A 25,082-nucleotide genomic window follows, 5' to 3' on the forward strand; every position below is an offset into this window, starting at 1 on the left:
GACTCTTGGGTAAACCGGCCGACAGCCTAACAGACCAGCACGTCGGGGTAGCTGTCGGGTTCATCGCCGGGCAGCGGTTGCGCACCGATATAGGCGGTGATCAACTCGCGGGCGTAGGTGGCCTGGTCGTTCTCCACCTCCAGGCCCAACAGGCCGAAGATCGGCAGTTCACCCGTGCCACCGAGCAGATGGCGCCCCACCAGATGGGCGTCGATGCCTTCGCTGGCGAGCATTTGTTGCAGCAACTCGCCTTCCATCAGGTTTTCCGGCTCGTAGATTCGTTGCATGGCCGCCCCCCCCCTTTATTCATTCTCGCTGCGCACTTCGAGCATCCATTCATCGCCGTGGACCTGCAGGTCGAAAATGATCGGCCGACAGCACACCTGGCAGTCTTCTATATAGTTCTGGTCGCCACCGGACAAATCCACGCTTGTCTCGATCCGTTCACCACAATAAGGACAATCGTACAGCGCACTTTCGAGCATCGCGGTCTCCAAGGTGACTTGTGCGTATAATCGCCGGTCTATTTGCAGGGCTTTTTCGTTTGATGCCATTTGTTCAGACCCCGCCCTGTCACTTATCGATCCAAACCTTTACTTACCCTAGCCGTTTCTAACAAGAGAGCATGATGGGCGAATTCGATACCATCCGACCTTACAACGACAGCGAAGTCCCGGCAGTGCTGGCCCGGCTGTTCAGTGACAAGGCCTTTCTGGACATCCTGACCCACTTTCGCTTCCCGCGCTTTGCCGGCGCCTTTGGCTGGCTGCTCAAGCCGCTGATCGCCCAGAAGCTGCGCCGTGAGTTCGCCGGTGTCACCACCGTCGCCACCTTGCAGGACAAAGTCGAGTTTTACGTCGACCACACCATCGATCGGGCGACCGACGGCGTCACCTATACCGGGGTCGAGCAGCTCAAGTCCGGCACGGCCTATGTTTTCCTGGCCAACCACCGCGATATCGTGATGGACCCTGCCTTCGTCAACTACGCGGTGTACCACGCCGGCCTGCCAACACCGCGGATAGCCATCGGTGACAACCTGCTGCAGAAGCCGTTTGTCAGCGACCTGATGCGCCTGAACAAGAGTTTTATCGTGCATCGCTCCATCACCGGGCGACGCGAGAAGATGGCGGCGTATCAGCTGCTGTCGGCCTACATCAACCATTCGATCCGCAATGACTGCCAGTCGATCTGGATCGCCCAGGCCGAAGGCCGCGCCAAGGATGGGGATGATCGCACCGAGTCGGCGATCCTCAAGATGTTCCATATGAGCCGCAAGGAAGAGCCGTTCGCCGACGTCATCCTGTCGCTGAACCTGACCCCTGTGTCCATCAGCTACGAATACGACCCGTGCGACGCGGCCAAGGCTCGCGAGCTGTATATCCGCGCCACCACCGGCACCTACACCAAGGCGCCCGGTGAAGATGACGTGAGCATCGCCCTGGGCATCACCGGTTACAAGGGCCGGGTCCATATCAACTTTGCGCCACCGATTACCGAACGTTTTGAAGACACCAAGCTGTTGGCCACCGAGATGGACCGGCAGATTCTCGGCGGGTATCGGTTGTTCCCGGTGCATTACCTGGCATACGCACAGTGGAGCGACGCCGACCCGCAATTGCAGGTGCCGACGGCTGCCGAGGTGTTCCCGGCGGATGAGTTGGCCAAGGCGAAAGCGGAGTGGGAGCGACGACTGAATGCCTGCCCGGCGGAGCACCGACCGTACCTGGTGCTGCAATATGCGACGCCGGTGCGTAATCAGTATCGGGTCAAGGCCGGGATCCCCCTGTAACCCAACAGCTTGAATAACACACAACACAACGTGGGAGCGGGCTTGCCCGCGATAGCGGTGGGTCAGTTGATAACTATTTGACTGCCCCACTGCTATCGCGGGCAAGCCCGCTCCCACATTGGTTTTGGGTATTTTTACAATTGAGTGCTGAGCCAAGAGACGACAAGCGCCAGCCCGATACAGGCAAACCCTAGGCGGTAGCCAAGGCGATGACTGCGCTCGGTACGCACATCCAGGAACAACATCGGTTGATCGATCGCTCGATCTTCACTTTGCGCGGTGAGTCGAGCCATCGCCCGCTGCTCGCGCAGGCGGGTCACAAACAACAGCCCGGCGCCTGGGCAGGCGATCAACAAGGCAGCGGTATTTAGCAATAATGCCGGCAGCGACATCAAAAACCTCGGTGTAACAGTGACCAGGTATCCATTCAGATACAAACCTGAACGAATTGCGCCCTCCTGCGCCTCACAGCTCCCTCCCCCATTGACGACTAATGTATCGAGTAATTTACAGCGTCACCTGAACGTCACCTTAACAAGCCACTCTGTTGCCCTTCGCACACCCGGGAGCTTGTCATGTTGCACGCGCAGAACCAGGATCGGCTGTACCTGATCGCCCCTACCGATGAGCAAGAGGCGCTGGTCGGCGGCCTGGCGTTCAATGTCCAGGACCGGCACTGGCTGGTGTATTGCGCCCTCGGCGGGCATCAGCATGCCGACCTGCCGGAGCTGGATCTGCTGACGGGAGTGAGTGTGCTGGACTTTTATGTCGAAACGGCGGCATGACCGCAGCAGACACAAAAAAGCCGGGCCCTTGGCGGGGCCCGGCTTTTTTACAACCGATTACTGCGAGCTGAGGATCTGGCCGATGCTTGGGTCCTTGAACAGACGCGTCAGGGCATCACTCAACACGTCGCTGACCAGCTTGGTGTTGGTTTCCTGGTTCGGCGCCATACCAAAGCGCTGGTCCAGGGATGCAGCGTAACGGCCGTTGTAGCGGCGGTTGCCGGCCGACACATCAGAGCGGAAGGTCGCGCCGATGGTGGCTTCGGTCACGTACAGGCCTTCCTTGGGCGACTGATACTTCAGCTCGGCCAGGGTCACCGTCAGTTGCGGTGCGCCTGGCGAGTTGCTGGTCGGGGTAAAGCCCAGCAGGCGCACAGCCGCTTCGGCCTGGGCTTGCAGCTTGGGCAGCACGTCGGCACCGGTCACCGTGATGGCGCTGGTTTCCGGGTACAGGCCACCACGGGTGCCCAGGGTCGGCGACGGACGGCCATCAACCACACGCACCGAGACCGGCTGGCCATGGCCCACAGGCGCCAACTGGGTGGTGAGCTTGGGTTGCGGGCTGAGTTGCTGCGGGCTGTGGGCGCAGCCAACCAGGGTCAAGCTGGTCACAGTGATCAAACCGAACAACAGGCGTTGCAACATGCTTTTCTCTCCAGAATTCAGGTACCGACAGTGCGCCAGTATAGCGGCGCGTCACCGCCTGGAACTAGCGCCAGTTACAACCTCAGGTCCAGGCCTGCGTGCAGCGACTCAGTGTCACCCAGATGTCATTCTTGACAGATATGCTTGGCGTCATTCTCAGGAGGCCCGCCATGCTCAATCTTCTCTGGCGCTTTTTCGCGCGCACGCCCGCCCATCGCAACTTTGCCCTGCTCGACTCGCAAGGTCGCTGCCAGGCCTTCAAGCAATGCAGCCAGCCGCCCGTGGGCGAAGGCTGGGTCGAAGTCCAGGAGATCCGCCTGAGCTGGATGCACCATCCTCTGCCCGCCCGCGCCCGTGTCAGCCCGCGCCGCGCACGGTCATCACACCGCCTGCCGTTGACCGCCTGACCGAAGCGCTAATAAAAGTCATAAAACACGTCCATTTCCCGACAGTTCTTCGCTACAATCTCCCCCCGATTATAAGGACGTCTCCTGATCGGGCCTCGCAGCATCGCTAATGCCCTGGTATTAGCTCCCCCGCACCGCCCACAGAGAGCCGCCCACACAGATCGAGTGAAGCTGGCGAGCTGGCTGTTTTGTCTGCAAACCTGCGCCTTTACCGAATCTGCCAGAGCTGCCATTGCGCTCGGCCACTTGAGTTGTTTGCCCGTTATGCCGCGTGTCGGCAGTGATTTCGGGCCAGGTGCCAGGCTGGGGCAGCCCTTTTTTGAGGTTCACGTCTTCAAAAGAGCGTGAAAAAAACGGGTTTTCACAACTTCACAAGAGTGTGGCGAGCAAATGAATAGTTTTGCGTTTGTACAAGCACCATCAACGTCTGGCACTGCCCAACCACACAGGACCGAGTACTCCTCAAAAACCGGAGCTTGAAGCCTGTCCGCTACGGATTTGGTTGCACGATCGGACGTACTTGACCATAAGTCGAATTGCCACAGGGCCCCTTAAATGCGTTCATATGCAGATAAGGCCTGGTCGGCAGCGTCCGCTGAAGTTGCAAAAAAATTGCGAAGAATCGGACATGGCGATCCTGGCCATGGGTAACCTGGGGCATCACGTGAACCGCCCCGTCACTCCTGGCAGCCATGCCGTCAATTTGGTGCTGCAGATTTTGGAGACGCGTTAAATGGCGCATAACGAAGCAGTCGACGTAGTACTGGTAGGTGCGGGCATCATGAGTGCCACCCTTGCCGTGCTGCTCAAGGAGCTCGACCCCGGCCTCAAGCTGGAAGTCGTTGAGCTGATGGATTCGGGTGCCGCGGAGAGTTCCAACCCGTGGAACAACGCCGGTACCGGCCACGCCGGCCTGTGCGAGCTGAACTACACCCCTCAGGCGGGTGATGGCTCCATCGACATCAAAAAAGCCGTGCACATCAACACCCAGTTCGAGGTGTCGAAGCAGTTCTGGGCGTACCTGACCAAAAAAGGCACCTTTGGCTCGTCCAAGTCCTTTATCAGCCCAGTGCCGCACCTGAGCTTCGTGCAGGGCGAAAAAGGCGTGTCGTTCCTCAAGAAGCGCTTTGAAACCCTCAGCCAGCACCACGCGTTCTCGGATATGCACTACACCGAAGACCGTGCCGAAATGGCCGAGTGGATGCCGCTGATGATGCCGGGCCGCCCGGCTGACGAAAAAATCGCCGCGACCCGCGTGATGAACGGCACCGACGTCAACTTCGGCGCCCTGACCAACCAATTGCTCGCGCACCTGAGCAGCTCGGCCGATGCCCAGGTCAAGTACAGCAAGCGCGTCACCGGCCTCAAGCGCAATGGTGCTGGCTGGACCGTGAGCATCAAGGACGTCAACAGCGGCAACACGCGCCATGTCGACGCCAAGTTCGTGTTCCTCGGCGCCGGCGGCGCGGCCCTGCCGCTGCTGCAAGCCTCAGGTATCGAAGAGAGCAAGGGCTTTGGCGGTTTCCCGGTCAGCGGCCAGTGGCTGCGTTGCGACAACCCGCAAGTAGTCAAGCAGCACCAGGCCAAGGTCTACAGCCAGGCCGCCGTGGGTTCGCCGCCGATGTCGGTGCCGCACCTGGACACCCGCGTGGTGGATGGCAAGAAATCCCTGCTGTTCGGGCCATATGCTGGCTTCACCACCAAGTTCCTCAAGTTCGGTTCGTTCCTTGACCTGCCGATGTCGATTCGCCTGGGCAACATCGGCCCGATGCTGGCCGTGGCCCGGGACAACATGGACCTGACCAAGTACCTGGTCAGCGAAGTGATGCAGTCCATGGAGCAGCGCCTGGAATCCCTGCGCCGCTTCTACCCCGAAGCCAAAGCCGAGGACTGGCGCCTGGAAGTGGCCGGCCAACGGGTGCAGATCATCAAGAAAGACCCGAAGAAAGGCGGCGTGCTGCAATTCGGCACCGAGCTGGTCGCGGCCAAGGACGGTTCGCTGGCGGCACTGCTGGGCGCCTCTCCAGGTGCTTCGGTGACTGTTTCGATCATGCTGGATCTGATCGAACGCTGCTTCCCGACCCAGGCGGCCGGCGAGTGGGCAGCCAAGCTGCAGGAGATCTTCCCGGCCCGGGAAAAAGTCCTGGAAACCGATGCCGAGCTGTATCGCAAGATCAGCGTGCAGAACAACATCAGCCTGGAGCTGGTTGAGCAAGGTAGCGAGGCCGCAAGCTACGCCTGACGCCTACAAAAAGACAAAAAACGCCCCGCTCTCGTGATGAGAACGGGGCGTTTTTGTATGTCTTGGAAATCAGCCGCGGGCTTGTTCGATCAGCTCGATGTACTCATCCGCGTTGCGCTGGTCCTTGATCAGATCGACGAAGGTCTGGCCATGCTCATCCTTGCCGTCGAGGTCCAGCCCGGCCTCTTTGAAAAAGGTCAGGAAACGTCCGAAGTCATCGATGCGCAGGCCGCGATAGGCTTTGATCAGTTTGTGCAGGGACGGTGAAGTGGCGTCGACCGGTTCAAAATCCAGGAACAGCTTGATCTGATCGTCGCCGATCTCGTCACCAATCACTTGTTTCTTATCTTTACGCATTGCCGACTCCAGCCTGCAGACATTTACACGGGAGTGGAAGTCTACCTGCGGGACACAAGGTTCGGAAGCCACGAGGCTCTATGTGGGAGCGGGCTTGTCGGGTCGCCGCATCGCCGCGATGGCGGTGGGTCAGTCGAATATATCTAACCTGACACTCCGCTATCGCGGCGATGCGGCGACCCGACAAGCCCGCTCCCACACAAGCCCACCTGTTGTTTTTGCTGCCAGGTTCAATCGAACTGGGCCAGCATCCAGCGATGATACTCAGCCATGCCAGCCTCGCCTTCCCGGGGCGCCCAGGTGGCGAGTTCGCCCTCGCCCACCGGGCGATAGGGGCCGGCCTTGCACTCGAACATCATCGTGTCGGGCTCAAGCACCACCAGGCCATGGAAAACGCCGGGCGATAGGTCGACACCCAGGCAATCTCCACCCGCCTGCAAGACGCGCCGCTCCAGGACCTCGCCTGACTCGCTGAAGATCAGAATGCCCAGGCGCCCCTTGAGTACCAGCAGGGTCTCGGCTTTGTCAGCGGTGAGATGACGATGGGGCTGCACATAAGTGTGTGGCTGCAACCCAACAGCCATGCGATGGCAAGGCTCTTCCATCTGGTGGAAGTTGACGTTCTGCCGGCCACGGGGGTTGAGGGCGGCTTTCTCGGCCAATTCGGCAAACAGCGACTGATCAAGAAAACGCGCCATGGCTTACATCCCCTTCACGGCAAAGATGCCATTGGCGTTGCGCCAGTAGCCCTTGTAGTCCATGCCATAACCGAAAATGTAACGGTCGATGCACGGCAGGCCAACATAATCAGCCTTCAGGTCTGGCCGGGCCTTGCGGTCGTGGTCTTTGTCGATCAGCACGGCGGTGTGCACTTTGCGCGCGCCGGCGTGTTTGCAGAAGTCGATGATCGCGCCCAGGGTATGACCTTCGTCGAGGATGTCATCGATGATCAGCACGTCACGGTCGATGAACGACACTTCCGGCTTGGCCTTCCAGAACAGGTCGCCGCCGCTGGTTTCGTTGCGATAGCGCGTGGCGTGCAAGTAGGACGCTTCCAGCGGGAATTGCAGATGAGTCAGCAATTTGCCGGCGAAAATCAGACCACCGTTCATCACACAGAACACCACCGGGTTGGTATCGGCCATTTCACGGGTGATGTGCGCGCCGACCTTGGCGATAGCCTCTTCGACTTGCGCTTCGGTGTACAGGCAGTCAGCCTCGTGCATGATTTGACGGATATGCTCGAGATCAGCGGACATGGCGCTCTCCAGGGGTACTGTGGCAAGAAAAGCGGGCGAAGGTACGCCTCTGGGACGCAACGTTCAAGCCTTTATGGACTAACGTACTTGTTGTCTATAGGACAACACCCTCGGATAGATTAACCTAGGCCGGTTTTTTTGCCCGCCGCCGGAGCCTTTCCCCATGCCCATCCGTGAGATCCGCCACCCGCTGATCCGACACAAGCTCGGCCTTATGCGCCGCGCCGACATTAGCACGAAGAACTTCCGTGAGCTTGCTCAGGAAGTCGGAGCGTTGCTCACCTACGAAGCCACCAAAGATTTGCCCCTGGAAAACTACGAGATCCCCGGTTGGTGCGGTCCCGTCCAGGTCGAGAAAATCGCTGGCAAGAAAATTACCGTGGTGCCGATCCTGCGCGCCGGTATCGGCATGCTTGAAGGCGTGCTGAGCCTGATCCCGGGCGCCAAGGTCAGCGCTGTGGGCGTCGCCCGCAACGAAGAGACCCTGCAGGCCCACACCTACCTGGAAAAACTCGTCCCGGAAATCGACGAGCGCCTGGCGATGATCATCGACCCGATGCTGGCCACCGGTAGCTCCATGGTTGCCACCATCGATCTGCTGAAGAAAGCCGGCTGCAAGGACATCCGCGCCATGGTGCTGGTCGCTGCTCCCGAAGGTATTGCCGCCGTCGAAAAAGCGCACCCGGATGTAGTGATCTATACCGCGTCCATCGATGAGCGCCTGAACGAGCACGGCTACATCATTCCGGGCCTGGGCGATGCTGGCGACAAGATCTTCGGCACCAAGCAGAAGGACGCGTGAGCATGCAGGATGAATTCAACGACCCGCTTTGGCGCCAGATCCTGTCTGGCGCACAAATGCTCTTCGTAGCATTTGGCGCGCTGGTGTTGATGCCACTGATCACAGGTCTTGATCCAAACGTTGCGCTGTTTACCGCAGGCCTGGGCACATTGCTGTTCCAGGTCGTCACGGGGCGCCAAGTGCCGGTGTTCCTGGCCTCGAGCTTTGCCTTTATCACCCCGATCATTCTCGCCAAGGGCCAGTTCGGCCTTGCGGCGACCATGGGCGGGGTGATGGCGGCGGGTTTCGTCTACACCTTCCTCGGCCTGGCCGTGAAGATCAAAGGCACCGGTTTTATCGACCGGCTGCTGCCGCCCGTGGTGATCGGGCCGGTGATCATCTCCATCGGCCTGGCCATGGCGCCGATTGCCGCGAACATGGCAATGGGCAAGTCGGGCGACGGTGCCGAGCTCATCCACTACCAGACAGCAATGCTGATCTCGATGCCGGCGCTGCTGACCACGCTGATCGTGGCCGTATTCGGCAAGGGCATTTTCCGCCTGGTGCCGATCATTGCCGGGGTGCTGGTGGGTTTTGGCATGTCGTTCTACTTTGGCGTGGTCGACACCGCGAAGATCGCCGCCGCCCCGTGGTTCGCCCTGCCCCACTTCACCGCGCCGGAATTCAACTGGCAGGCGATTCTGTTCATCGTCCCGGTAGCCCTGGCACCGGCCATTGAACACATCGGCGGCGTGATTGCCGTGGGTAGCGTGACCGGTCGCGATTACCTGAAAAAGCCCGGCCTGCATCGCACGCTATTGGGCGACGGCATCGCCACCACCACGGCTGGCCTGTTCGGCGGCCCGCCCAACACTACCTACGCCGAAGTGACCGGCGCGGTGATGCTGACCAAGAACTACAACCCGAAAATCATGACCTGGGCGGCGGTATTTGCCATCACCCTGGCCTTTGTCGGCAAGTTCGGCGCGCTGCTGCAGAGCATTCCGGTACCGGTGATGGGCGGGATTCTCTGCCTGTTGTTCGGTTCGATTGCGGCGGTGGGGATGAACACCTTGATCCGTCACAAGATCGACCTGGGGGAGGCGCGCAATCTGGTGATTGTGTCGGTGACCCTGGTGTTCGGGATAGGTGGTGTGCTGATCGGCACCGGCACTGGCCCGGACGATTTCGGCCTCAAGGGCATCGCCCTGTGCGCGGTGGTAGCGATTGGCTTGAACCTGCTGCTGCCGGGCAATGATGGCTGGAAGCACAAGAAGCCGGACGAGCCGTTGCTCTGAAGGTTAGGGACTGTCGGTGTTGCTGATGGCCTCATCGCGGGCAAGCCCGGCTCCCACATGGGAACGCATTCCAATGTGGGAGCCGGGCTTGCCCGCGATGAGGCCAGTCCAGCCAATATAGATCTAAGCCTTAAAGATCGCCCAAGCCGTCGATCAACGCCTGGTTCTGCTCAGGCGTACCGATGCTGATCCGCAGGAACTGGGCAATCCGCTCCTGCTTGAAGTGCCGCACGATCACCCCTTGCTCACGCAGCTTGGCCGCCAGGCTGGCCGCGTCGTGCCGTGGGTGGCGAGCGAAGATGAAGTTGGCAGCCGACGGTAGCACTTCAAAGCCTTTGTCCTGCAACTGCGCAACCACCTTCTCGCGGCTGTCGATCACCAATTGGCAGGTCTTCTCGAAGTATTCACGATCTTCAAAGGCCGCCGCCGCGCCGACAATCGCCAGGCGATCCAGTGGATAGGAGTTGAAGCTGTTCTTGACCCGCTCCAGCGCCTCGATCAGGTCCGGATGCCCCACCGCCAGGCCTACCCGCAAACCGGCCAGTGAGCGCGATTTGGAGAGGGTCTGGGTGACCAGCAGGTTGGGGTAGCGATCCACCAGGCTGATGGCGGTTTCGCCGCCGAAGTCGATATAGGCTTCATCGACCACCACCACCGAATCCGGGCTGGCCTTGAGCAGCTGCTCCACCGCGTCCAGCGCCAGCACGCAGCCGGTCGGCGCGTTCGGGTTGGGGAAGATGATCCCGCCGTTGGGCTTGGCGTAGTCCGCCACGCGGATCTGGAACTGCTCGTCCAGCGGCACCGGGGCCGAGGTGATGCCATACAGGCCGCAGTACACCGGGTAGAAGCTGTAGCTGATATCCGGGAACAACAGTGGCAGGTCGTGCTGGAACAGACCGTGGAAGATATGCGCCAGGACTTCGTCGGAACCGTTACCGAGGAAGACCTTGCTTCCATCCACCCCGTAGTACTTGGCCACGGCCTGCTTGAGCAGGTCGCTGTTGGGGTCCGGGTACAAACGCAGGTTGTCGTTCAACTCGGCCTGCATCGCCGCCAGGGCCTTGGGCGACGGGCCATAGGGGTTTTCGTTGGTGTTGAGCTTGACCAGCTTGGTCAGCTTCGGCTGCTCGCCGGGCACGTAAGGCACGAGGTCCTTGACGAAAGGGCTCCAGAATTTGCTCATGTCTTACTCCCCCTTGACGATGCGGTATTCGGCGCTGCGGGCGTGCGCGCTCAACGATTCACCACGGGCCAGCACCGAGGCGGTCTTGCCTAGCTCGGAAGCACCTTGTGGCGAGCAAAAGATGATCGACGAGCGCTTCTGGAAGTCATACACCCCCAGCGGCGACGAAAATCGCGCAGTGCCCGAGGTCGGCAACACATGGTTGGGGCCGGCGCAGTAGTCACCCAGGGCTTCGCTGGTGTGGCGGCCCATGAAGATCGCACCGGCGTGGCGAATCGATGGCAGCCAGGCCTGTGGGTCGGCCACCGACAACTCCAAGTGCTCAGGGGCAATGCGGTTGGCCACTTCGATAGCCTGTTCCATGTCCCGCACCTGGATCAGCGCACCCCGGCCATTGATCGACTTCTCGATAATCTCGGCGCGGTCCATGGTCGGCAGCAACTTGTTAATGCTCGCCGCCACCTTGTCGAGGAACTCGGCGTCGGGGCTGACCAGGATCGCCTGGGCGTCTTCGTCGTGCTCGGCCTGGGAGAACAGGTCCATGGCGATCCAGTCCGGATCGGTCTGGCCGTCGCACACCACGAGGATTTCCGAAGGGCCGGCGATCATGTCGATCCCGACCTGGCCAAACACATGGCGCTTGGCGGTGGCGACATAGATGTTGCCGGGGCCGACCACCTTGTCTACTTTCGGCACGCTTTCGGTGCCATAGGCCAACGCGGCGACGGCCTGGGCGCCACCGATGGTAAACACGCGGTCAACGCCTGCGATGCAAGCGGCAGCCAGCACCAGTTCGTTGATTTCACCGCGCGGGGTCGGGACCACCATGACCACTTCGGTCACACCCGCCACTTTGGCGGGAATGGCATTCATCAGCACCGACGACGGGTACGAGGCCTTGCCGCCTGGCACGTACAGGCCGGCGCGGTCCAGGGGCGTGACTTTCTGCCCCAGCACCGTGCCATCAGCCTCGGTGTAGCTCCAGGAATCCTGCTTCTGTTTTTCGTGGTAGCTGCGCACCCGCGCGGCCGCGACTTCCAGGGCTTCACGCTGGGGCGCGGTGATGCGCGTCAGGGCCAACTCCAGGCGTTCGCGGGGCAGGATCAGGTCGGCCATGGACTTGACGTCCAGGCCGTCGAACTGGCGGGTAAAGTCCACCAGCGCCGCATCGCCGCGCTCACGCACGGCCTTGATGATGTCGAGCACCCGCTGGTTGACCGAGTCGTCGGACACACTTTCCCAGCTCAGCAGATGATCCAGATGATGGGCGAAATCCGGGTCGGCAGCGTTGAGTCGGGCAATTGCAGTGGACGTGGTCATAGCGAGGGCCTCAATAGTATTGGCAAAAACTCAGGCGCCCTAAACTAGCAGTCGTTTCCGCTTGGGCACCTGAGAATTCTGGCTATGAGGCGGATAGACGGGCGCGACCTAGGGCCGCGCAGGTGAGTCAACCGCGGTGTCGAGACTCCACTGCCTTGCGCAGGGTGTCGATCAACGCCTGGATCCGGGCGTGCTGCATTTTCATCGAAGCTTTGTTGACGATCAGGCGGGAGCTGATGTCAGCGATAAAGTCCTGGGGTTCCAGGCCGTTGGCGCGCAGGGTGTTGCCGGTGTCGACCACGTCGATGATCTTGTCGGCCAGGCCGATCAGCGGTGCCAGTTCCATCGAGCCATAGAGCTTGATGATATCGACCTGGCGGCCTTGCTCGGCGTAATAACGCTTGGCGACGTTGACGAACTTGGTGGCCACCCGCAGGCGGCCTTTTGGCTCGACGTCACCGACACGACCGGCAGTCATCAGCTTGCACAGGGCGATACGCAGGTCCAGCGGCTCGTACAGGCCCTGGCCGCCGTATTCCATCAACACGTCTTTACCGGCGACACCAAGGTCGGCGGCGCCATGTTCCACGTAGGTCGGCACGTCGGTAGCCCGCACGATCAACAGGCGAACGTCGTCCTGGGTCGTGGGGATGATCAGCTTGCGGCTCTTGTCCGGATTCTCGGTCGGCACGATGCCCGCTTCAGCCAGAAGCGGCAAAGTATCGTCAAGGATGCGGCCCTTGGACAGTGCGATGGTCAACATGGGAAACGTCAGTCCTTCATCAGGCTATTGCTGTCCGGTCGCAAACGGCGCCAGACACAGATCGAGGCCATTACAGCCTCGATTTGAAACAAATTCAGCCAAGGCGTGCCTGTGCACACCTCGGGCGGGCGCTTCCCTGCGCCCGAGCAGTGGGGACTAGCCCGGTACGCGGCGAATTTTTGCGCCGAGCATCTGCAGTTTTTCTTCGATGCACTCGTAGCCACGGTCTATGTGGTAGATGCGATCGATCAGGGTGTCGCCGTCAGCGCACAGCGCCGAGATCACCAGGCTGGCCGAAGCTCGCAGGTCGGTGGCCATTACTGGCGCGCCCTTGAGCTGCTCGATACCGGTGACGATGGCTGTGTTGCCTTCGACCTGGATCTTGGCGCCCATGCGGTGCAGTTCGTACACGTGCATGAAACGGTTCTCGAAGATGGTCTCGATCACAGCACCGGTGCCTTCGGCAATCGCGTTCAGGGAGATGAACTGCGCCTGCATGTCGGTCGGGAACGCCGGGTACGGAGCGGTACGCACGTTGACGGCTTTTGGCCGCTTGCCGTGCATGTTCAGCTCGATCCAGTCTTCGCCGGTGGTGATTTCGGCACCCGCTTCGCGCAGTTTTTCCAGGACCGCTTCCAGGATGGTCGGATCGGTATCCTTGACCTTGACGCGACCACCGGTGACGGCAGCAGCAACCAGGTAGGTACCGGTCTCGATACGGTCCGGCATGACCTTATAGGTAGCCGAGTGCAGGCGCTTCACACCGTCGATGGTGATGGTGTCGGTGCCGGCGCCAGTGATGTTGGCACCCATGGCGATCAGGAAGTTGGCCAGGTCGACCACTTCCGGCTCGCGCGCGGCGTTTTGCAGGACGCTGCGGCCGTTCGCCAGGGCAGCGGCCATCATGATGTTCTCGGTACCGGTCACGCTGACGGTATCAAAGAAGAAGTTCGCGCCACGCAGGCCGCCTTCCGGCGCCTTGGCCTTGATGTAGCCGCCTTCGACGTCGATGGTCGCACCCATGGCTTCAAGGCCACGGATGTGCAGGTCCACCGGCCGCGAGCCAATGGCGCAACCGCCAGGCAGTGCCACTTCGGCTTCGCCGAAACGGGCAACCATCGGGCCCAGTACCAGGATCGAGGCACGCATGGTTTTCACCAGTTCGTACGGGGCGATCAGGGTCTTGATGGTGCGCGGGTCGATTTCGACCGACAGCTTCTCGTCGATCACCGGCTCAATGCCCATGCGACCGAACAGCTCGATCATGGTGGTGATGTCGTGCAGGTGCGGCAGGTTGGCTACGGTAACCGGGCCATCACACAGCAAGGTAGCAGCCAGGATCGGCAAGGCCGAGTTTTTAGCCCCGGAGATACGGATTTCGCCATCAAGACGGGAACCGCCGGTAATAATCAATTTATCCATAAGAATCTCGACGCCTTGGGGGCTCAGGTGCGCTCGGCCCAGGCCGCGCGGCTGAAAAATTTCATAGTGACCGCATGGATGCTGCCATCGGTGATCCACGGGTTCAAATGGGCATAGATCTGCTGCTGACGCTTGACCGGGCTCAATGCCGCCAGTTCATCGCTAATCACGTTCAGCTGGAAATTGCAGCCTTCGCCTTCAACTGCAACCTCAGTATTCGGCAGCTTTCCTTCAAGGAAGCTTTTAACTTCTAGGGCCTGCATGCTCAACCTCTATCGGCGCCCAGTGCGCGCGGGTCGCACATCATACAAAAAAGCCCCGCGCCTGCGAACCCCGCATAGCAGGACTCTGACGGGGGGCTTCTTCAATAATGTGTATTAAGGATGCGCCAACAGCTCGGCCAGACCGCAAACCTGGGCAATTTCCCGCATATCCTCGGGTAATGCACGAATACTGGCAGGTTTGTTGACCGCCGCGGCGTCGCGTAGGAAACACAGGAGCAATGACAAGCCAACACTGCTGGACTTCACCACCGCCGAGCAGTCGATAACCACTGCCGACGCAGTGCTGGCATTGATCAGCGCCTGGCCCTGCTTGCGCAGGGCCGGCCCGGTGCTGTAGTCGAGCACGCCACTCAAGAGCAGCTCGCCGGCCTGGCCTTGACGAACAGCCGACTCAGTCATGGGGCCTGCTTCTCTGCGGCTTCTTCGGTCACTTCCTTGGCCTTGGCCACTTCGCCGGCCCAACCATCGATGGTCTTGTCCAGGTCGTTGCCATTGCGCTGCATGGCATCGGCGAACTGGTCACGGAACAGCTTGCCGATGTTGATGCCGTTGATGATCACGTTGCGCACTTTCCATTCACCGTTGATTTTCTCGAGGGTGTAGGAAACCGGGTAGATCGAGCCATTGTTGCCCTTGACCTGCATATCCACGCTGGTACGGTTGCCGGACTCATCCTTGGCCGGAGATACGACGATACCCTGGTTGTTGTATTCCAGCAGGGCGTTGCCGTAGAACTGCATCAGGCTGCGCTTGAAGTTTTCCTGGAAGCGCTGCATCTGCGCAGGCGTGGCCTTGCGCGAGTACTTGACGGTCATGATGCTGCGGGAGATGCCATCAGCATCGACCACCGGGCCCACGATACCGTTGAGGGCATCGTAGAACGCGCTTGGGCTCTGCTTGTACTGCTCTTTGTTTGCGGCAAGGTCAGCCAGCAGCTCTTTGGTGGTTCTATCAATTATGTCGTGCGCCGAAGGCGCTGCCACGGCGTTAGCCATCAATGGCAAGGCTGCCAACAGCACCAACAGGCCACGTCGCAAGGTTGAGATCATGAACAAACTCCTCATTTGGCGTCTTTACTAACCGTATTAAGCAGGAATTTACCGATCAGGTCCTCCAGCACCAACGACGACTGTGTGTCATGAATGGTCGAACCATCCTTGAGCAAGGCTTCTTCCCCGCCCACGCTGATACCGATGTACTTCTCGCCCAGCAGACCCGCCGTGAGGATAGACGCCGTGGAGTCAGTCGGCAGGTTATCTACCTTCTTGTCCAGTTGCAGGGTCACTCGGCCGGTGAAGCTGTCGCGGTCCAGATCGATTGCCGTGACCTTGCCGATGGTCACACCGGCCATGGTCACTTTGGATCTGACCGTCAAACCGGCGATATTGTCGAAGTAGGCGTAAAGTTTATAGGTGTCGGCGCTGGAGCTGGCCGACAAGCCGCTGACTCGCAGGGCAAGCAACAGTAAAGCCAGGATGCCAGCCAGCAAGAAAAGGCCGACACCGATTTCCACAGTGCGGTTTTGCATCAGAAATCTCCAAACATCAAGGCGGTCAAAATGAAGTCAAGACCCAGTACCGCCAGCGAGGCGTACACAACGGTCTTGGTGGTGGCACGACTGATCCCTTCTGAAGTGGGCTCACAGTCATAGCCTTGGAATACGGCGATCCAAGTCACGACGAAGGCGAAGACGATGCTCTTGATAATTCCATTGAGCACGTCACCGCTGAACGTCACGCTGTTTTGCATGTTGGCCCAGTAGGAGCCGTCGTAGACCCCCAGCCAGTCCACTGCCACCCATGAGCCACCCCAGATCCCGACCACGCTGAAAATCATCGCCAGCAGAGGCAGGGAAATGAAGCCGGCCCACAGGCGCGGGGCAACGATGTACTTGAGCGGGTCCACGCCGATCATTTCCAGGCTGGACAACTGCTCGGTGGCCTTCATGTTGCCGATCTCGGCAGTCAACGCAGAACCGGCGCGCCCGGCAAACAGCAACGCGGTGACCACCGGTCCCAGTTCACGCAGCAGCGTCAGCGCAACCATCTGCCCCACCGCCTGCTCGGAACCGTAGCTGGATAGGATATTGAAGCCCTGCAACGCCAGCACCATGCCGATGAAAACCCCGGAGACCACTATGATCACCAGGGACATCACGCCCACCGAGTGCAACTGCTTGAGCAGCAAGCCAAAACCGCCGCCGATACTGCCGCGGCCCAGCAAGGCGTGAAACAGGAAAATCGTCGAACGCCCGAGCACTTCGACAATGTCGATGCCGGAACGACCGAAAAGGCGAACCTTCTCGATTAAAGATGTCTTGCGCATCAGCGCTTCCCCAGGAGATCTGCGCGGTAATCCGCTGCCGGAAAATGAAAAGGCACCGGGCCATCAGGATCGCCGGTCATGAATTGGCGAATGCGCGGGTTATCAGCGTTCATCAGCTCTTCAGGCGTGCCCTGGCCCAATACCTGGCCATCGCCGACCACATAGAGGTAGTCGGCAATGCTCGCGGTTTCGGCCAGGTCGTGGGAAACCACGATACTGGTGATGCCCAGCGCATCGTTGAGCAGGCGGATCAGGCGCACCAGGACGCCCATGGCGATAGGGTCCTGGCCGACGAACGGCTCGTCATACATGAGGATCTGCGGATCGAGCGCAATCGCCCGCGCCAGGGCGACACGCCGCTTCATACCACCGGAGAGTTCATCTGGCATCAGGTCGATGGCACCGCGAAGGCCGACGGCCTGCAGCTTCAACAAAACAATGTCACGAATCATTTCTTCGGACAGCTGGGTGTGCACCCGCAGCGGGAACGCGACGTTTTCGAAAACATCGAGGTCGGTGAACAGAGCGCCGCTCTGGAACAGCACCCCCATGTGCTTGCGCGCATCGAACAAGTCGCTGCGCGACAGGGTCGGCAGGTTCTGGCCATTGACCCAGACTTCCCCGGCAGTCGGACGCAACTGCATGCCCATCAGGCGCAGCAGGGTCGTCTTGCCGCAACCGGAAGGGCCCATGATGCCCGTCACCTTGCCGCGGGGAATGCGAATATCGACATTATTGAAGATGCTGCGCGTACCGCGCTTGAAGGAAAGGCCCTTCAGCTCGACCGCGTAGGCGTTATCGGCACTCATCTAAACTCCTTGGGATGCAGCTTCTCACTCAGACACCATGCTTGGGACAACTGCTTGCGACAGTTAGACACATGTGAGCTGCGCGGACCGAACTGGCGGCGAACTATATCACTGCTGACGTAGAGCGCCCAAGGCCGCAGCAGCGCTTGTTCAGAAACAGGACAGGTAAAAAGCGCATTTGGGACTGATCTCACTCTCTAGAAGAACAACAGCTGACGAACTTGCGTGAGGGAATTGCTCAATCCCGCTATAATCGCCGACTTTTCGTCAGGCTATACGATTTCAGACATGAGCCAATCCAACGACCTTATTCAATCCGCACAACGCACCATCCGCCTCGAGCTTGAAGCCGTAGAAGGCTTGCTGGCCCATATCGACGCAGATTTCGTACGCGCCTGCGAGATGATCCTGGCCAGTAAAGGCCGGGTTGTCGTGGTCGGCATGGGCAAGTCAGGCCATGTCGGCAACAAGATTGCCGCCACCCTGGCGAGCACCGGCACCACGGCTTTTTTCGTGCACCCGGCCGAAGCCAGCCACGGTGACATGGGCATGATTACCCGCGACGACGTGATCGTCGCCCTGTCCAACTCCGGCACCACCAACGAAATCGTGACCCTGCTGCCCCTGATCAAGCGCCTGGGCATCAAGCTGATCAGCATGACCGGTAACCCGGACTCGACGCTGGCCAAGGCCGCCGAAGTGAACCTGAACGTGCATGTGACCCATGAAGCCTGCCCACTGAACCTGGCGCCGACCTCCTCCACCACCGCCGCCCTGGTCATGGGCGACGCGCTAGCCGTAGCCTTGCTGGAAGCCCGTGGTTTTACCGCCGAAGACTTCGCCTTTTCCCACCCGGGTGGCGCCCTTGGCCGTCGCCTGCTGCTGAAAGTGGAAAACGTCATGCATGCTGGCGATGAGCTGCCACAGGTACAGCGCGGCACCCTGCTCAAGGACGCGCTGATGGAAATGACCCGCAAGGGCCTGGGCATGACCGTGATCCTCGAGGCCGACGGGCGCCTGGCCGGGGTGTTCACCGACGGCGACCTGCGTCGCACCCTGGACCGCACCATCGATATCCATACCGCGACTATCGATCAAGTCATGACCCCCCACGGCAAGACCGCCCGTGCCGAAATGCTCGCGGCGGAAGCCCTGAAGATCATGGAAGATCATAAAATCGGCGCCCTGGTGGTGGTCGATGATGCCGATCATCCGATTGGCGCCCTGAACATGCACGATTTGCTGCGCGCAGGAGTGATGTAAATGAGCAACGACCTGTTGCAACGGGGCAAGGCCATCAAACTGGCAATTTTCGATGTGGACGGCGTGCTGACCGATGGCCGCCTGTACTTCCTCGAAGACGGCAGTGAATTCAAGACGTTCAACACGCTGGACGGCCAGGGCATCAAGATGCTGATGGCCTCTGGCGTGCAAACCGCGATTATCAGTGGTCGCAAGACCCCGGTCGTGGAACGCCGCGCACAAAACCTGGGGATTCCTTACCTGTATCAGGGCCGCGAGGATAAACTGGTGGTCCTGGATGAGCTTCTTGGGAAACTCAACCTAAGCTATGAGCAGGTCGCCTATCTGGGTGACGACTTACCTGACTTGCCGGTGATTCGCCGCGTCGGCCTGGGCATGGCGGTGGCCAATGCCGCGTCATTTGTTCGCGAACACGCCCACGGCATTACCCAGGCCCGTGGCGGCGAAGGTGCCGCGCGCGAGTTCTGCGATTTGATCCTGCGCGCCCAGGGCAGCCTTGAAGCGGCCCACGCCGCCTACCTATAGAGCCTTCTATGCTGAGCAAAAAGATTCGCAACTTCCTGATATTCGGAGCCATCGCCGCGCTGTTCCTCGCGGTGGGCTACTGGAATATCAGTCCGGAGCGCTTCCTCGACCAGCCTGTCGCGCAGGTCGACCAGGGCGCCATCGACTATTACGCCACCAACGCCTACAGCGTGCAGTTCCTGCCAGACGGCAAGGTGCAGTACGAAATGACGTCGGACAAGGTCGAACACCTGAAGGCTTCGGAGGTCACACTGCTGACCAATCCGGACCTGAACCTGTATCGCGGCACCGAATTTCCGTGGCACGTCACCAGTAAGCGTGGCGAGGTCAACCCGGACGGTACCGAAGTGGAGCTGATCGACTCGGTGCGTGTTGCCCGCACTGACGCCCAGAACCGCGACACCATTATTACCAGCAGTCGCATGACCGTATTCCCACAGAAGCAATATGCGCAGACCGAGCAAGACGTTAGAATCGACGGCGCTGGCGGTGTATCGACTGGCAAGGGAATGAAAGCGTATTTGAAAGAAAGCAGGATACACCTGCTATCGAACGTAAGAGGACAGTATGAGGCTCGTTAAAACCCTCCCTATTTTGCTCGGTCTGGGCGCAGCACTGGGAAGCGTGAGCGCCTGGGCTCTGCCGAACGATAGCCAGCAACCGATCCACATTCAGGCTGACGATGCGCAGTTGGATGACAAACAAGGTATCGCGACCTACAAGGGCGACGTAATCATCACTCAAGGCTCGATGAAGATTACCGGCAATACCGTGACCCTGACCCGCACCCCGGCTGGCGACATCGACGTCGTGACCTCGGTGGGCAACCTGGCCTATTTCGAGCAGCAACAGGCGGCGACCGACCCAGCTCCGATCAAGGGCTACGGCGTGACCATCCAGTACCATGCCCCGCAGAATCGCATCGTACTGACCGACCGCGCCAAAGTGATCAGCAGTGACGGCAACTCGACCGAAGGCGAGAAAATCGTCTACGACACCGTCAAGCAGGTAGCCACTGCCGGCCGCGCCAATGGCACCAAGGTCACTGCGCCACGTCCGCGCATCGACATGGTTATCCAGCCGAAGAAGAAGGCCCAGTAATGGCAACCCTGAAAGCCCAGCATCTGGCCAAGGCCTATAAAAGCCGTCAGGTCGTGCGCGACGTCAGCCTGTCGATCGACAGCGGCCAGATCGTCGGCCTGCTTGGCCCCAACGGTGCCGGCAAGACCACCTGCTTCTACATGATTGTCGGCCTGGTCCAGGCGGACCAGGGTCGCGTATTGATCGACGACCTGGACGTCAGCCACCAGCCCATGCACGGTCGTGCACGGGCCGGGATCGGCTATCTCCCCCAGGAGGCGTCGATCTTCCGCAAACTGTCGGTGTCCGACAACATCATGGCGATCCTTGAAACCCGCAAGGAACTGGATCGCGACGGACGCCGCCAGGAGCTGGAAAGCCTGCTCCAGGAGTTCCACATCAACCACATTCGCGACAACCTCGGCATGAGCCTGTCCGGCGGCGAGCGCCGTCGCGTGGAAATCGCCCGCGCCCTGGCCACTGCACCGAAGTTCATCCTGCTGGATGAACCCTTCGCCGGTGTCGACCCGATTTCGGTAGGCGACATCAAGCAGATCATCCATCACCTCAAGGCCAAGGGGATCGGCGTACTGATCACCGACCACAACGTGCGTGAGACCCTGGATATCTGCGAAACCGCCTACATCGTCAACGACGGCCAACTGATTGCCGAAGGCGACTCCGCCACCATCCTGGCCAACGAACTGGTCAAGGAAGTGTACCTGGGGCACGAGTTCCGCCTGTAAGCGCTGGGGTGTCAGGACATTCGCCATCAGGCGCGGGAGTCAATAAAAACCTCATTATTTTTATTGTTACCGCGCTCTAGGCAAAGCCCCCGATATCAGGCATATAATTTGCTTATGTTTGGCGCTCACGCGCCCTGTCGTGGATGGCGCATTGCGCCGGCGAATAAGGTGTTAAGCCCCTGCCATGAAACCATCGCTAGTCCTGAGAATGGGCCAGCAGCTGACGATGACACCGCAGCTGCAACAGGCCATCCGCCTGCTCCAATTGTCGACCCTGGACCTGCAACAGGAAATCCAGGAGGCCCTGGAGTCCAACCCGATGCTCGAACGCCAGGAAGAAGGCGACGACTTCGATAATGCCGACCCGCTGGCCGACAACATAGAGCAAAAACCCAACACTGACGTCCAGGAACCGTCCTACCAGGAAACCGCACCCACGGTGGATAACCTGGAAGAAGGCGAATGGAACGAACGCATCCCCAATGAACTGCCGGTGGATACGGCCTGGGAAGATGTCTACCAGACCAGCGCCAGCAGCCTGCCCAGCAACGATGATGACGAGTGGGACTTCACCACCCGCACCTCCGTCGGCGAAAGCCTGCAGAGCCACTTGCTGTGGCAACTGAACCTTGCCCCGATGTCCGACACCGATCGCCTGATCGCCGTGACCCTGATCGACTGCATCAACAATCAGGGCTACCTGGACGAAACCCTTGAAGAAATCCTCGAGGCCTTCGACCCGGAGCTGGATATCGAGCTGGACGAAATCGAAGCGGTCCTGCACCGCATCCAGCAGTTCGAGCCTGCCGGCATTGGCGCGCGCAACCTCAGCGAGTGCCTGTTGCTGCAATTGCGCCAACTGCCCGCCAAGACACCGTGGCTGACCGAGGCCCAACGCCTGGTCACCGATTACATCGACCTGTTGGGCAGCCGCGACTACAGCCAGCTGATGCGCCGGATGAAGCTCAAGGAAGATGACCTGCGCCAGATCATCGAACTGGTACAGAGCCTCAACCCGCGCCCAGGCTCGCAGATCGAGTCCAGCGAAGCCGAATATGTCGTACCTGACGTAATTGTGCGCAAGGACAACGAGCGCTGGCTGGTGGAACTGAACCAGGAATCGGTGCCACGCCTGCGGGTCAACCCGCAGTACGCAGGCTTCGTGCGCCGGGCCGATACCAGTGCCGACAACACGTTCATGCGCAACCAGTTGCAGGAAGCACGCTGGTTCATCAAGAGCCTGCAAAGCCGCAACGAGACCTTGATGAAAGTGGCCACCCAGATCGTCGAGCATCAGCGCGGCTTCCTGGAGTACGGCGACGAAGCGATGAAGCCGCTGGTACTGCATGACATTGCCGAGGCTGTCGGCATGCATGAATCGACTATTTCCCGGGTCACTACGCAGAAATTCATGCATACCCCACGGGGTATATATGAGCTGAAATACTTTTTCTCCAGCCACGTCAGCACCTCCGAGGGCGGCGAATGCTCGTCCACGGCGATCCGCGCGATCATCAAAAAACTGGTTGCGGCGGAAAATCAGAAAAAGCCGTTGAGTGACAGCAAGATCGCTGGTTTACTGGAAGCACAAGGCATTCAGGTCGCCCGTCGAACCGTCGCCAAGTACCGCGAGTCCCTTGGGATCGCGCCTTCCAGCGAGCGTAAGCGGTTGATGTGACGGGCAGGCCACAGCGTTCCAGTGGCGGGTATCCCTACCCGCCGCTTTATGCACTGGCAACGAAGGAGAAGCTGTATGCAAGTCAACATCAGTGGACACCAACTGGAAGTGACCGAACCGCTGCGCGCCTACATCAGCGAAAAACTCAAACGAATTGAGGGGCATTTCGACAAGATCACCAATGTGCAAGTCATCATGTCTGTCGAAAAGCTGAAGCAGAAAATCGAAGCCACCTTGCGTATACCCGGCGGGGAAGTAGTCGCCAATGCAGAGCATTCAGACATGTATGCCGCCATTGACGACCTGACCGACAAGCTGGATCGCCAAATCAAAAAGCATAAGGAAAAGCAGCAGAGCCTTCTTCAAGGCACAGGCCGCTAACACTCCCCACCCATGATTCGACTTGAAACCATCCTGACCCCCGGCCGTTCCCTCGTGAACGCGCCGGGCGGCAGTAAAAAGAAAGCCCTCGAACAGATTGCCAACCTGATCAGCCGCGAAGTGCCTGAACTGGTGATGCAAGACGTGTATGAGGCCCTGATCGCCCGTGAAAAACTTGGCTCGACCGGTTTTGGCAACGGCATCGCTATTCCTCATTGCCGCCTCAAAGGCTGTGAAACACCGGTAAGCGCCCTGCTGCACCTGGACGCCCCCATTGATTTCGACGCCATCGATGGCGCTCCGGTTGACCTGCTGTTCGTCCTTCTGGTCCCGGAAGCGGCCACCGATGCACACCTGGAGCTGCTCCGGCAGATCGCCAGCATGCTCGACCGTGAAGAAGTACGTAAGAAACTGCGTAGCGCCAGCACCAATGAAGCGCTGTATCAGGTTGTCCTAGATGAGCAAAGCGGGCAGTAATCATGCGTTTGATCATCGTCAGCGGGCGTTCCGGCTCAGGTAAAAGTACGGCCCTCAATGTGTTAGAGGACAACGGCTTCTATTGCATCGACAACTTGCCGGCTGGCCTCCTGCCCGAGCTGGCTGAGCGCGCGCTGATCCATACCGAACTGGCGCAACCGTTGGTGGCCGTTTCGATCGATGCACGCAACCTACCCAGCCACCTCACGCGATTCCCGGAATTGCTTGAAGAGGTACGTGCCAAGCATATTCATTGCGACGTGCTGTACCTGGACGCCGACGAAGAAACGCTGCTCAAGCGCTTCTCGGAGACCCGTCGCCGCCACCCGCTGAGCAGCCCACACCGCTCGCTGGCCGAAGCCATCGAAGACGAGACCAAGCTGTTGGGGCCGATCATCGATTTGGCCGACCTCAAGATCAATACCACTAGCCTGAACCTTTACCAGCTGCGTGACGCCATCAAGCTGCGCCTGCTGAACCAACCGGAACCGGGCACGGCCTTCCTGGTTGAATCCTTTGGTTTCAAGCGGGGCATGCCGGTAGACGCCGACCTGGTATTTGACGTGCGTTGCCTGCCCAACCCTTATTGGAAGCCGGAACTGCGCGATCAGTCCGGGCTGGACCTACCGGTTGCCGAGTACCTGGCGGCGCAACCGGATGTGGAAGAGATGTTCCAGGACATCTCCAGCTACCTGCTCAAGTGGCTACCGCGCTTTGCCGCCAGCAACCGGGCCTACGTCACCATCGCTATCGGCTGTACCGGCGGGCATCACCGCTCCGTCTACCTGACCGAGCGGCTGGGCCAGGTCTTGCAGAAAACCCTCAAGAATGTCCAGGTTCGCCACCGCGACCTCAGCTGAAAGGAACACCTTCGCGATGCCCGCTCTGGAAATTGAAATCATCAACAAACTGGGCCTGCATGCCCGCGCGTCGGCTAAATTTGTCGGGGTAGCGGGCCAGTTTCCTTGCCAGGTGCGTGCCGGGCGTACACCGGAGTCCATGGTCGATGGTAAAAGCATCATGGCCATGATGATGCTCGCCGCAGGCAAGGGCACCAAGATTCATCTGAAGACCGAAGGTGAGCAGGAGCAGGAAGCGCTGGATGCGCTGGTGAAGCTAATCAACAATTACTTCGATGAAGGCGAATAGCCCCTGTACGGGCTTGCGTGGGAGCTGGCTTGCCTGCGATAGCATCACCTCGGTCTAGACGAAAAACCGGGGTGCCTGCATCGCAGGCAAGCCAGCTCCTACATTGGGTTT

General features: G+C 59.8%; 33 protein-coding genes. 16 read left to right on the forward strand and 17 right to left on the reverse strand.

Translation table 11 applies throughout. From position 1 onward, the window contains the following. Nucleotides 1-26: 26 nt before the first annotated feature. Both ACSSVH_RS21550 and ACSSVH_RS21555 read right to left on the reverse strand, forming a co-directional pair. Nucleotides 27-287: a putative signal transducing protein gene (locus ACSSVH_RS21550; protein WP_029297781.1), complete on the reverse strand. Its 261-nt coding sequence runs from the start codon at nt 285-287 to the stop codon at nt 27-29. A gap of 15 nt (nt 288-302) precedes the next feature. After that, nucleotides 303-485, reverse strand: a complete 183-nt coding sequence (locus ACSSVH_RS21555) for a CPXCG motif-containing cysteine-rich protein (RefSeq protein WP_029297780.1) — start codon at nt 483-485, stop codon at nt 303-305. A gap of 143 nt (nt 486-628) precedes the next feature. Between ACSSVH_RS21555 and ACSSVH_RS21560 the strand changes: the two genes are divergently transcribed. After that, complete coding sequence (locus tag ACSSVH_RS21560) at nt 629-1,792, forward strand: 1-acyl-sn-glycerol-3-phosphate acyltransferase (protein ID WP_169956393.1); 1,164 nt, start codon at nt 629-631, stop codon at nt 1,790-1,792. A 134-nt stretch (nt 1,793-1,926) separates the two neighbouring features. On the opposite strand, the gene ACSSVH_RS21565 is transcribed toward ACSSVH_RS21560, so the two are convergent. Beyond that, nucleotides 1,927-2,184, reverse strand: a complete 258-nt coding sequence (locus ACSSVH_RS21565) for a hypothetical protein (protein ID WP_169956395.1) — start codon at nt 2,182-2,184, stop codon at nt 1,927-1,929. 183 nt (nt 2,185-2,367) lie between these two features. Here ACSSVH_RS21565 and ACSSVH_RS21570 point away from each other — a divergent pair, with 183 nt between their 5' ends. Further along, nucleotides 2,368-2,577 (forward strand): hypothetical protein, encoded by a 210-nt coding sequence (locus ACSSVH_RS21570; protein WP_032860067.1) that lies wholly within the window; start codon nt 2,368-2,370, stop codon nt 2,575-2,577. Nucleotides 2,578-2,634: 57 nt separating this feature from the next. On the opposite strand, the gene ACSSVH_RS21575 is transcribed toward ACSSVH_RS21570, so the two are convergent. Next, nucleotides 2,635-3,222, reverse strand: a complete 588-nt coding sequence (locus ACSSVH_RS21575; RefSeq protein WP_032860068.1) for a YajG family lipoprotein — start codon at nt 3,220-3,222, stop codon at nt 2,635-2,637. Between the two features lie 170 nt (nt 3,223-3,392). Between ACSSVH_RS21575 and ACSSVH_RS21580 the strand changes: the two genes are divergently transcribed. Both ACSSVH_RS21580 and mqo read left to right on the forward strand, forming a co-directional pair. Further along, complete coding sequence (locus tag ACSSVH_RS21580; protein WP_169956397.1) at nt 3,393-3,629, forward strand: hypothetical protein; 237 nt, start codon at nt 3,393-3,395, stop codon at nt 3,627-3,629. Between the two features lie 733 nt (nt 3,630-4,362). Then, nucleotides 4,363-5,871 (forward strand): malate dehydrogenase (quinone), encoded by a 1,509-nt coding sequence (gene mqo / locus ACSSVH_RS21585; RefSeq protein WP_169956399.1) that lies wholly within the window; start codon nt 4,363-4,365, stop codon nt 5,869-5,871. A 69-nt stretch (nt 5,872-5,940) separates the two neighbouring features. Here the strand turns inward: mqo and ACSSVH_RS21590 are convergent, their stop codons facing one another. The 3 genes from ACSSVH_RS21590 to ACSSVH_RS21600 form a co-directional block, all read right to left on the reverse strand. After that, nucleotides 5,941-6,228 (reverse strand): PA4642 family protein, encoded by a 288-nt coding sequence (locus tag ACSSVH_RS21590; protein ID WP_170056742.1) that lies wholly within the window; start codon nt 6,226-6,228, stop codon nt 5,941-5,943. A 230-nt stretch (nt 6,229-6,458) separates the two neighbouring features. Further along, nucleotides 6,459-6,926, reverse strand: a complete 468-nt coding sequence (locus tag ACSSVH_RS21595; protein WP_169950856.1) for a WbuC family cupin fold metalloprotein — start codon at nt 6,924-6,926, stop codon at nt 6,459-6,461. Nucleotides 6,927-6,929: 3 nt separating this feature from the next. Next, nucleotides 6,930-7,487 carry a hypoxanthine-guanine phosphoribosyltransferase gene (locus tag ACSSVH_RS21600; RefSeq protein ID WP_078046900.1) on the reverse strand — a complete coding sequence of 186 codons (558 nt, stop codon included), beginning with the start codon at nt 7,485-7,487 and terminating at the stop codon, nt 6,930-6,932. A gap of 163 nt (nt 7,488-7,650) precedes the next feature. Here ACSSVH_RS21600 and upp point away from each other — a divergent pair, with 163 nt between their 5' ends. Next, complete coding sequence (gene upp / locus ACSSVH_RS21605) at nt 7,651-8,289, forward strand: uracil phosphoribosyltransferase (protein ID WP_029291751.1); 639 nt, start codon at nt 7,651-7,653, stop codon at nt 8,287-8,289. A 2-nt stretch (nt 8,290-8,291) separates the two neighbouring features. Further along, nucleotides 8,292-9,566, forward strand: a complete 1,275-nt coding sequence (locus ACSSVH_RS21610) for a uracil-xanthine permease family protein (protein WP_169950858.1) — start codon at nt 8,292-8,294, stop codon at nt 9,564-9,566. A 130-nt stretch (nt 9,567-9,696) separates the two neighbouring features. On the opposite strand, the gene hisC is transcribed toward ACSSVH_RS21610, so the two are convergent. From hisC to ACSSVH_RS21660, 10 genes are all read right to left on the reverse strand, one after another. Continuing rightward, nucleotides 9,697-10,749 (reverse strand): histidinol-phosphate transaminase, encoded by a 1,053-nt coding sequence (gene hisC, locus ACSSVH_RS21615; protein WP_172312119.1) that lies wholly within the window; start codon nt 10,747-10,749, stop codon nt 9,697-9,699. Between the two features lie 3 nt (nt 10,750-10,752). Further along, a complete protein-coding gene (gene hisD / locus ACSSVH_RS21620) occupies nt 10,753-12,069 on the reverse strand; it encodes a histidinol dehydrogenase (protein WP_169950862.1) in 1,317 nt (438 codons plus the stop codon). Between the two features lie 127 nt (nt 12,070-12,196). After that, nucleotides 12,197-12,832, reverse strand: coding sequence for an ATP phosphoribosyltransferase (gene hisG / locus ACSSVH_RS21625; protein ID WP_003188599.1), 636 nt, complete (start codon nt 12,830-12,832; stop codon nt 12,197-12,199). 156 nt (nt 12,833-12,988) lie between these two features. Continuing rightward, the gene (gene murA, locus ACSSVH_RS21630; RefSeq protein WP_492633705.1) at nt 12,989-14,254 is read right to left on the reverse strand and encodes a UDP-N-acetylglucosamine 1-carboxyvinyltransferase; all 1,266 of its coding nucleotides are present in this window, start codon (nt 14,252-14,254) and stop codon (nt 12,989-12,991) included. 23 nt (nt 14,255-14,277) lie between these two features. Beyond that, nucleotides 14,278-14,517 (reverse strand): BolA family protein, encoded by a 240-nt coding sequence (locus tag ACSSVH_RS21635; protein WP_010567702.1) that lies wholly within the window; start codon nt 14,515-14,517, stop codon nt 14,278-14,280. Between the two features lie 114 nt (nt 14,518-14,631). Beyond that, on the reverse strand, nt 14,632-14,937 hold the full coding sequence (locus ACSSVH_RS21640; RefSeq protein ID WP_169950867.1) for an STAS domain-containing protein: 306 nt from the start codon (nt 14,935-14,937) through the stop codon (nt 14,632-14,634). Then, complete coding sequence (locus ACSSVH_RS21645) at nt 14,934-15,587, reverse strand: MlaC/ttg2D family ABC transporter substrate-binding protein (RefSeq protein ID WP_169950869.1); 654 nt, start codon at nt 15,585-15,587, stop codon at nt 14,934-14,936. Before ACSSVH_RS21645 ends, ACSSVH_RS21640 begins: the two co-directional genes overlap by 4 nt. An 11-nt stretch (nt 15,588-15,598) precedes the next feature. After that, nucleotides 15,599-16,066, reverse strand: coding sequence for an outer membrane lipid asymmetry maintenance protein MlaD (mlaD, locus tag ACSSVH_RS21650; RefSeq protein ID WP_076963541.1), 468 nt, complete (start codon nt 16,064-16,066; stop codon nt 15,599-15,601). Next, nucleotides 16,066-16,863, reverse strand: coding sequence for a lipid asymmetry maintenance ABC transporter permease subunit MlaE (gene mlaE, locus ACSSVH_RS21655; protein ID WP_170056740.1), 798 nt, complete (start codon nt 16,861-16,863; stop codon nt 16,066-16,068). Before mlaE ends, mlaD begins: the two co-directional genes overlap by 1 nt. Beyond that, nucleotides 16,863-17,672: an ATP-binding cassette domain-containing protein gene (locus tag ACSSVH_RS21660; RefSeq protein ID WP_038443322.1), complete on the reverse strand. Its 810-nt coding sequence runs from the start codon at nt 17,670-17,672 to the stop codon at nt 16,863-16,865. The genes mlaE and ACSSVH_RS21660 overlap by 1 nt, the downstream gene beginning before the upstream one ends. Nucleotides 17,673-17,960: 288 nt before the next feature. On the opposite strand from ACSSVH_RS21660, the gene ACSSVH_RS21665 reads away from it, so the two are divergent. The 10 genes from ACSSVH_RS21665 (at nt 17,961) to ACSSVH_RS21710 (ending at nt 24,971) form a co-directional block, all read left to right on the forward strand. Continuing rightward, nucleotides 17,961-18,935, forward strand: coding sequence for a KpsF/GutQ family sugar-phosphate isomerase (locus ACSSVH_RS21665; RefSeq protein ID WP_169950873.1), 975 nt, complete (start codon nt 17,961-17,963; stop codon nt 18,933-18,935). Beyond that, a complete protein-coding gene (locus ACSSVH_RS21670) occupies nt 18,936-19,460 on the forward strand; it encodes a KdsC family phosphatase (protein ID WP_492633706.1) in 525 nt (174 codons plus the stop codon). A gap of 8 nt (nt 19,461-19,468) precedes the next feature. Then, nucleotides 19,469-20,041: an LPS export ABC transporter periplasmic protein LptC gene (gene lptC, locus ACSSVH_RS21675; protein WP_169950875.1), complete on the forward strand. Its 573-nt coding sequence runs from the start codon at nt 19,469-19,471 to the stop codon at nt 20,039-20,041. Further along, on the forward strand, nt 20,028-20,561 hold the full coding sequence (gene lptA, locus ACSSVH_RS21680; protein WP_169950877.1) for a lipopolysaccharide transport periplasmic protein LptA: 534 nt from the start codon (nt 20,028-20,030) through the stop codon (nt 20,559-20,561). Before lptC ends, lptA begins: the two co-directional genes overlap by 14 nt. Beyond that, complete coding sequence (lptB, locus tag ACSSVH_RS21685) at nt 20,561-21,286, forward strand: LPS export ABC transporter ATP-binding protein (RefSeq protein ID WP_029291791.1); 726 nt, start codon at nt 20,561-20,563, stop codon at nt 21,284-21,286. The genes lptA and lptB overlap by 1 nt, the downstream gene beginning before the upstream one ends. Nucleotides 21,287-21,470: 184 nt before the next feature. Further along, nucleotides 21,471-22,964: an RNA polymerase factor sigma-54 gene (locus tag ACSSVH_RS21690; protein WP_169950879.1), complete on the forward strand. Its 1,494-nt coding sequence runs from the start codon at nt 21,471-21,473 to the stop codon at nt 22,962-22,964. Nucleotides 22,965-23,039: 75 nt separating this feature from the next. Next, nucleotides 23,040-23,345: a ribosome hibernation-promoting factor, HPF/YfiA family gene (gene hpf, locus ACSSVH_RS21695; protein WP_032860085.1), complete on the forward strand. Its 306-nt coding sequence runs from the start codon at nt 23,040-23,042 to the stop codon at nt 23,343-23,345. 12 nt (nt 23,346-23,357) lie between these two features. Continuing rightward, nucleotides 23,358-23,822: a PTS IIA-like nitrogen regulatory protein PtsN gene (ptsN, locus tag ACSSVH_RS21700; protein ID WP_492633707.1), complete on the forward strand. Its 465-nt coding sequence runs from the start codon at nt 23,358-23,360 to the stop codon at nt 23,820-23,822. Between the two features lie 2 nt (nt 23,823-23,824). Next, nucleotides 23,825-24,682: an RNase adapter RapZ gene (gene rapZ, locus ACSSVH_RS21705; RefSeq protein ID WP_169950881.1), complete on the forward strand. Its 858-nt coding sequence runs from the start codon at nt 23,825-23,827 to the stop codon at nt 24,680-24,682. A 16-nt stretch (nt 24,683-24,698) separates the two neighbouring features. Continuing rightward, nucleotides 24,699-24,971 (forward strand): HPr family phosphocarrier protein, encoded by a 273-nt coding sequence (locus ACSSVH_RS21710; protein WP_170041742.1) that lies wholly within the window; start codon nt 24,699-24,701, stop codon nt 24,969-24,971. The last annotated feature ends 111 nt before the right edge of the window (nt 24,972-25,082 follow it).

This window comes from Pseudomonas sp. HC1(2025), assembly GCF_058742075.1.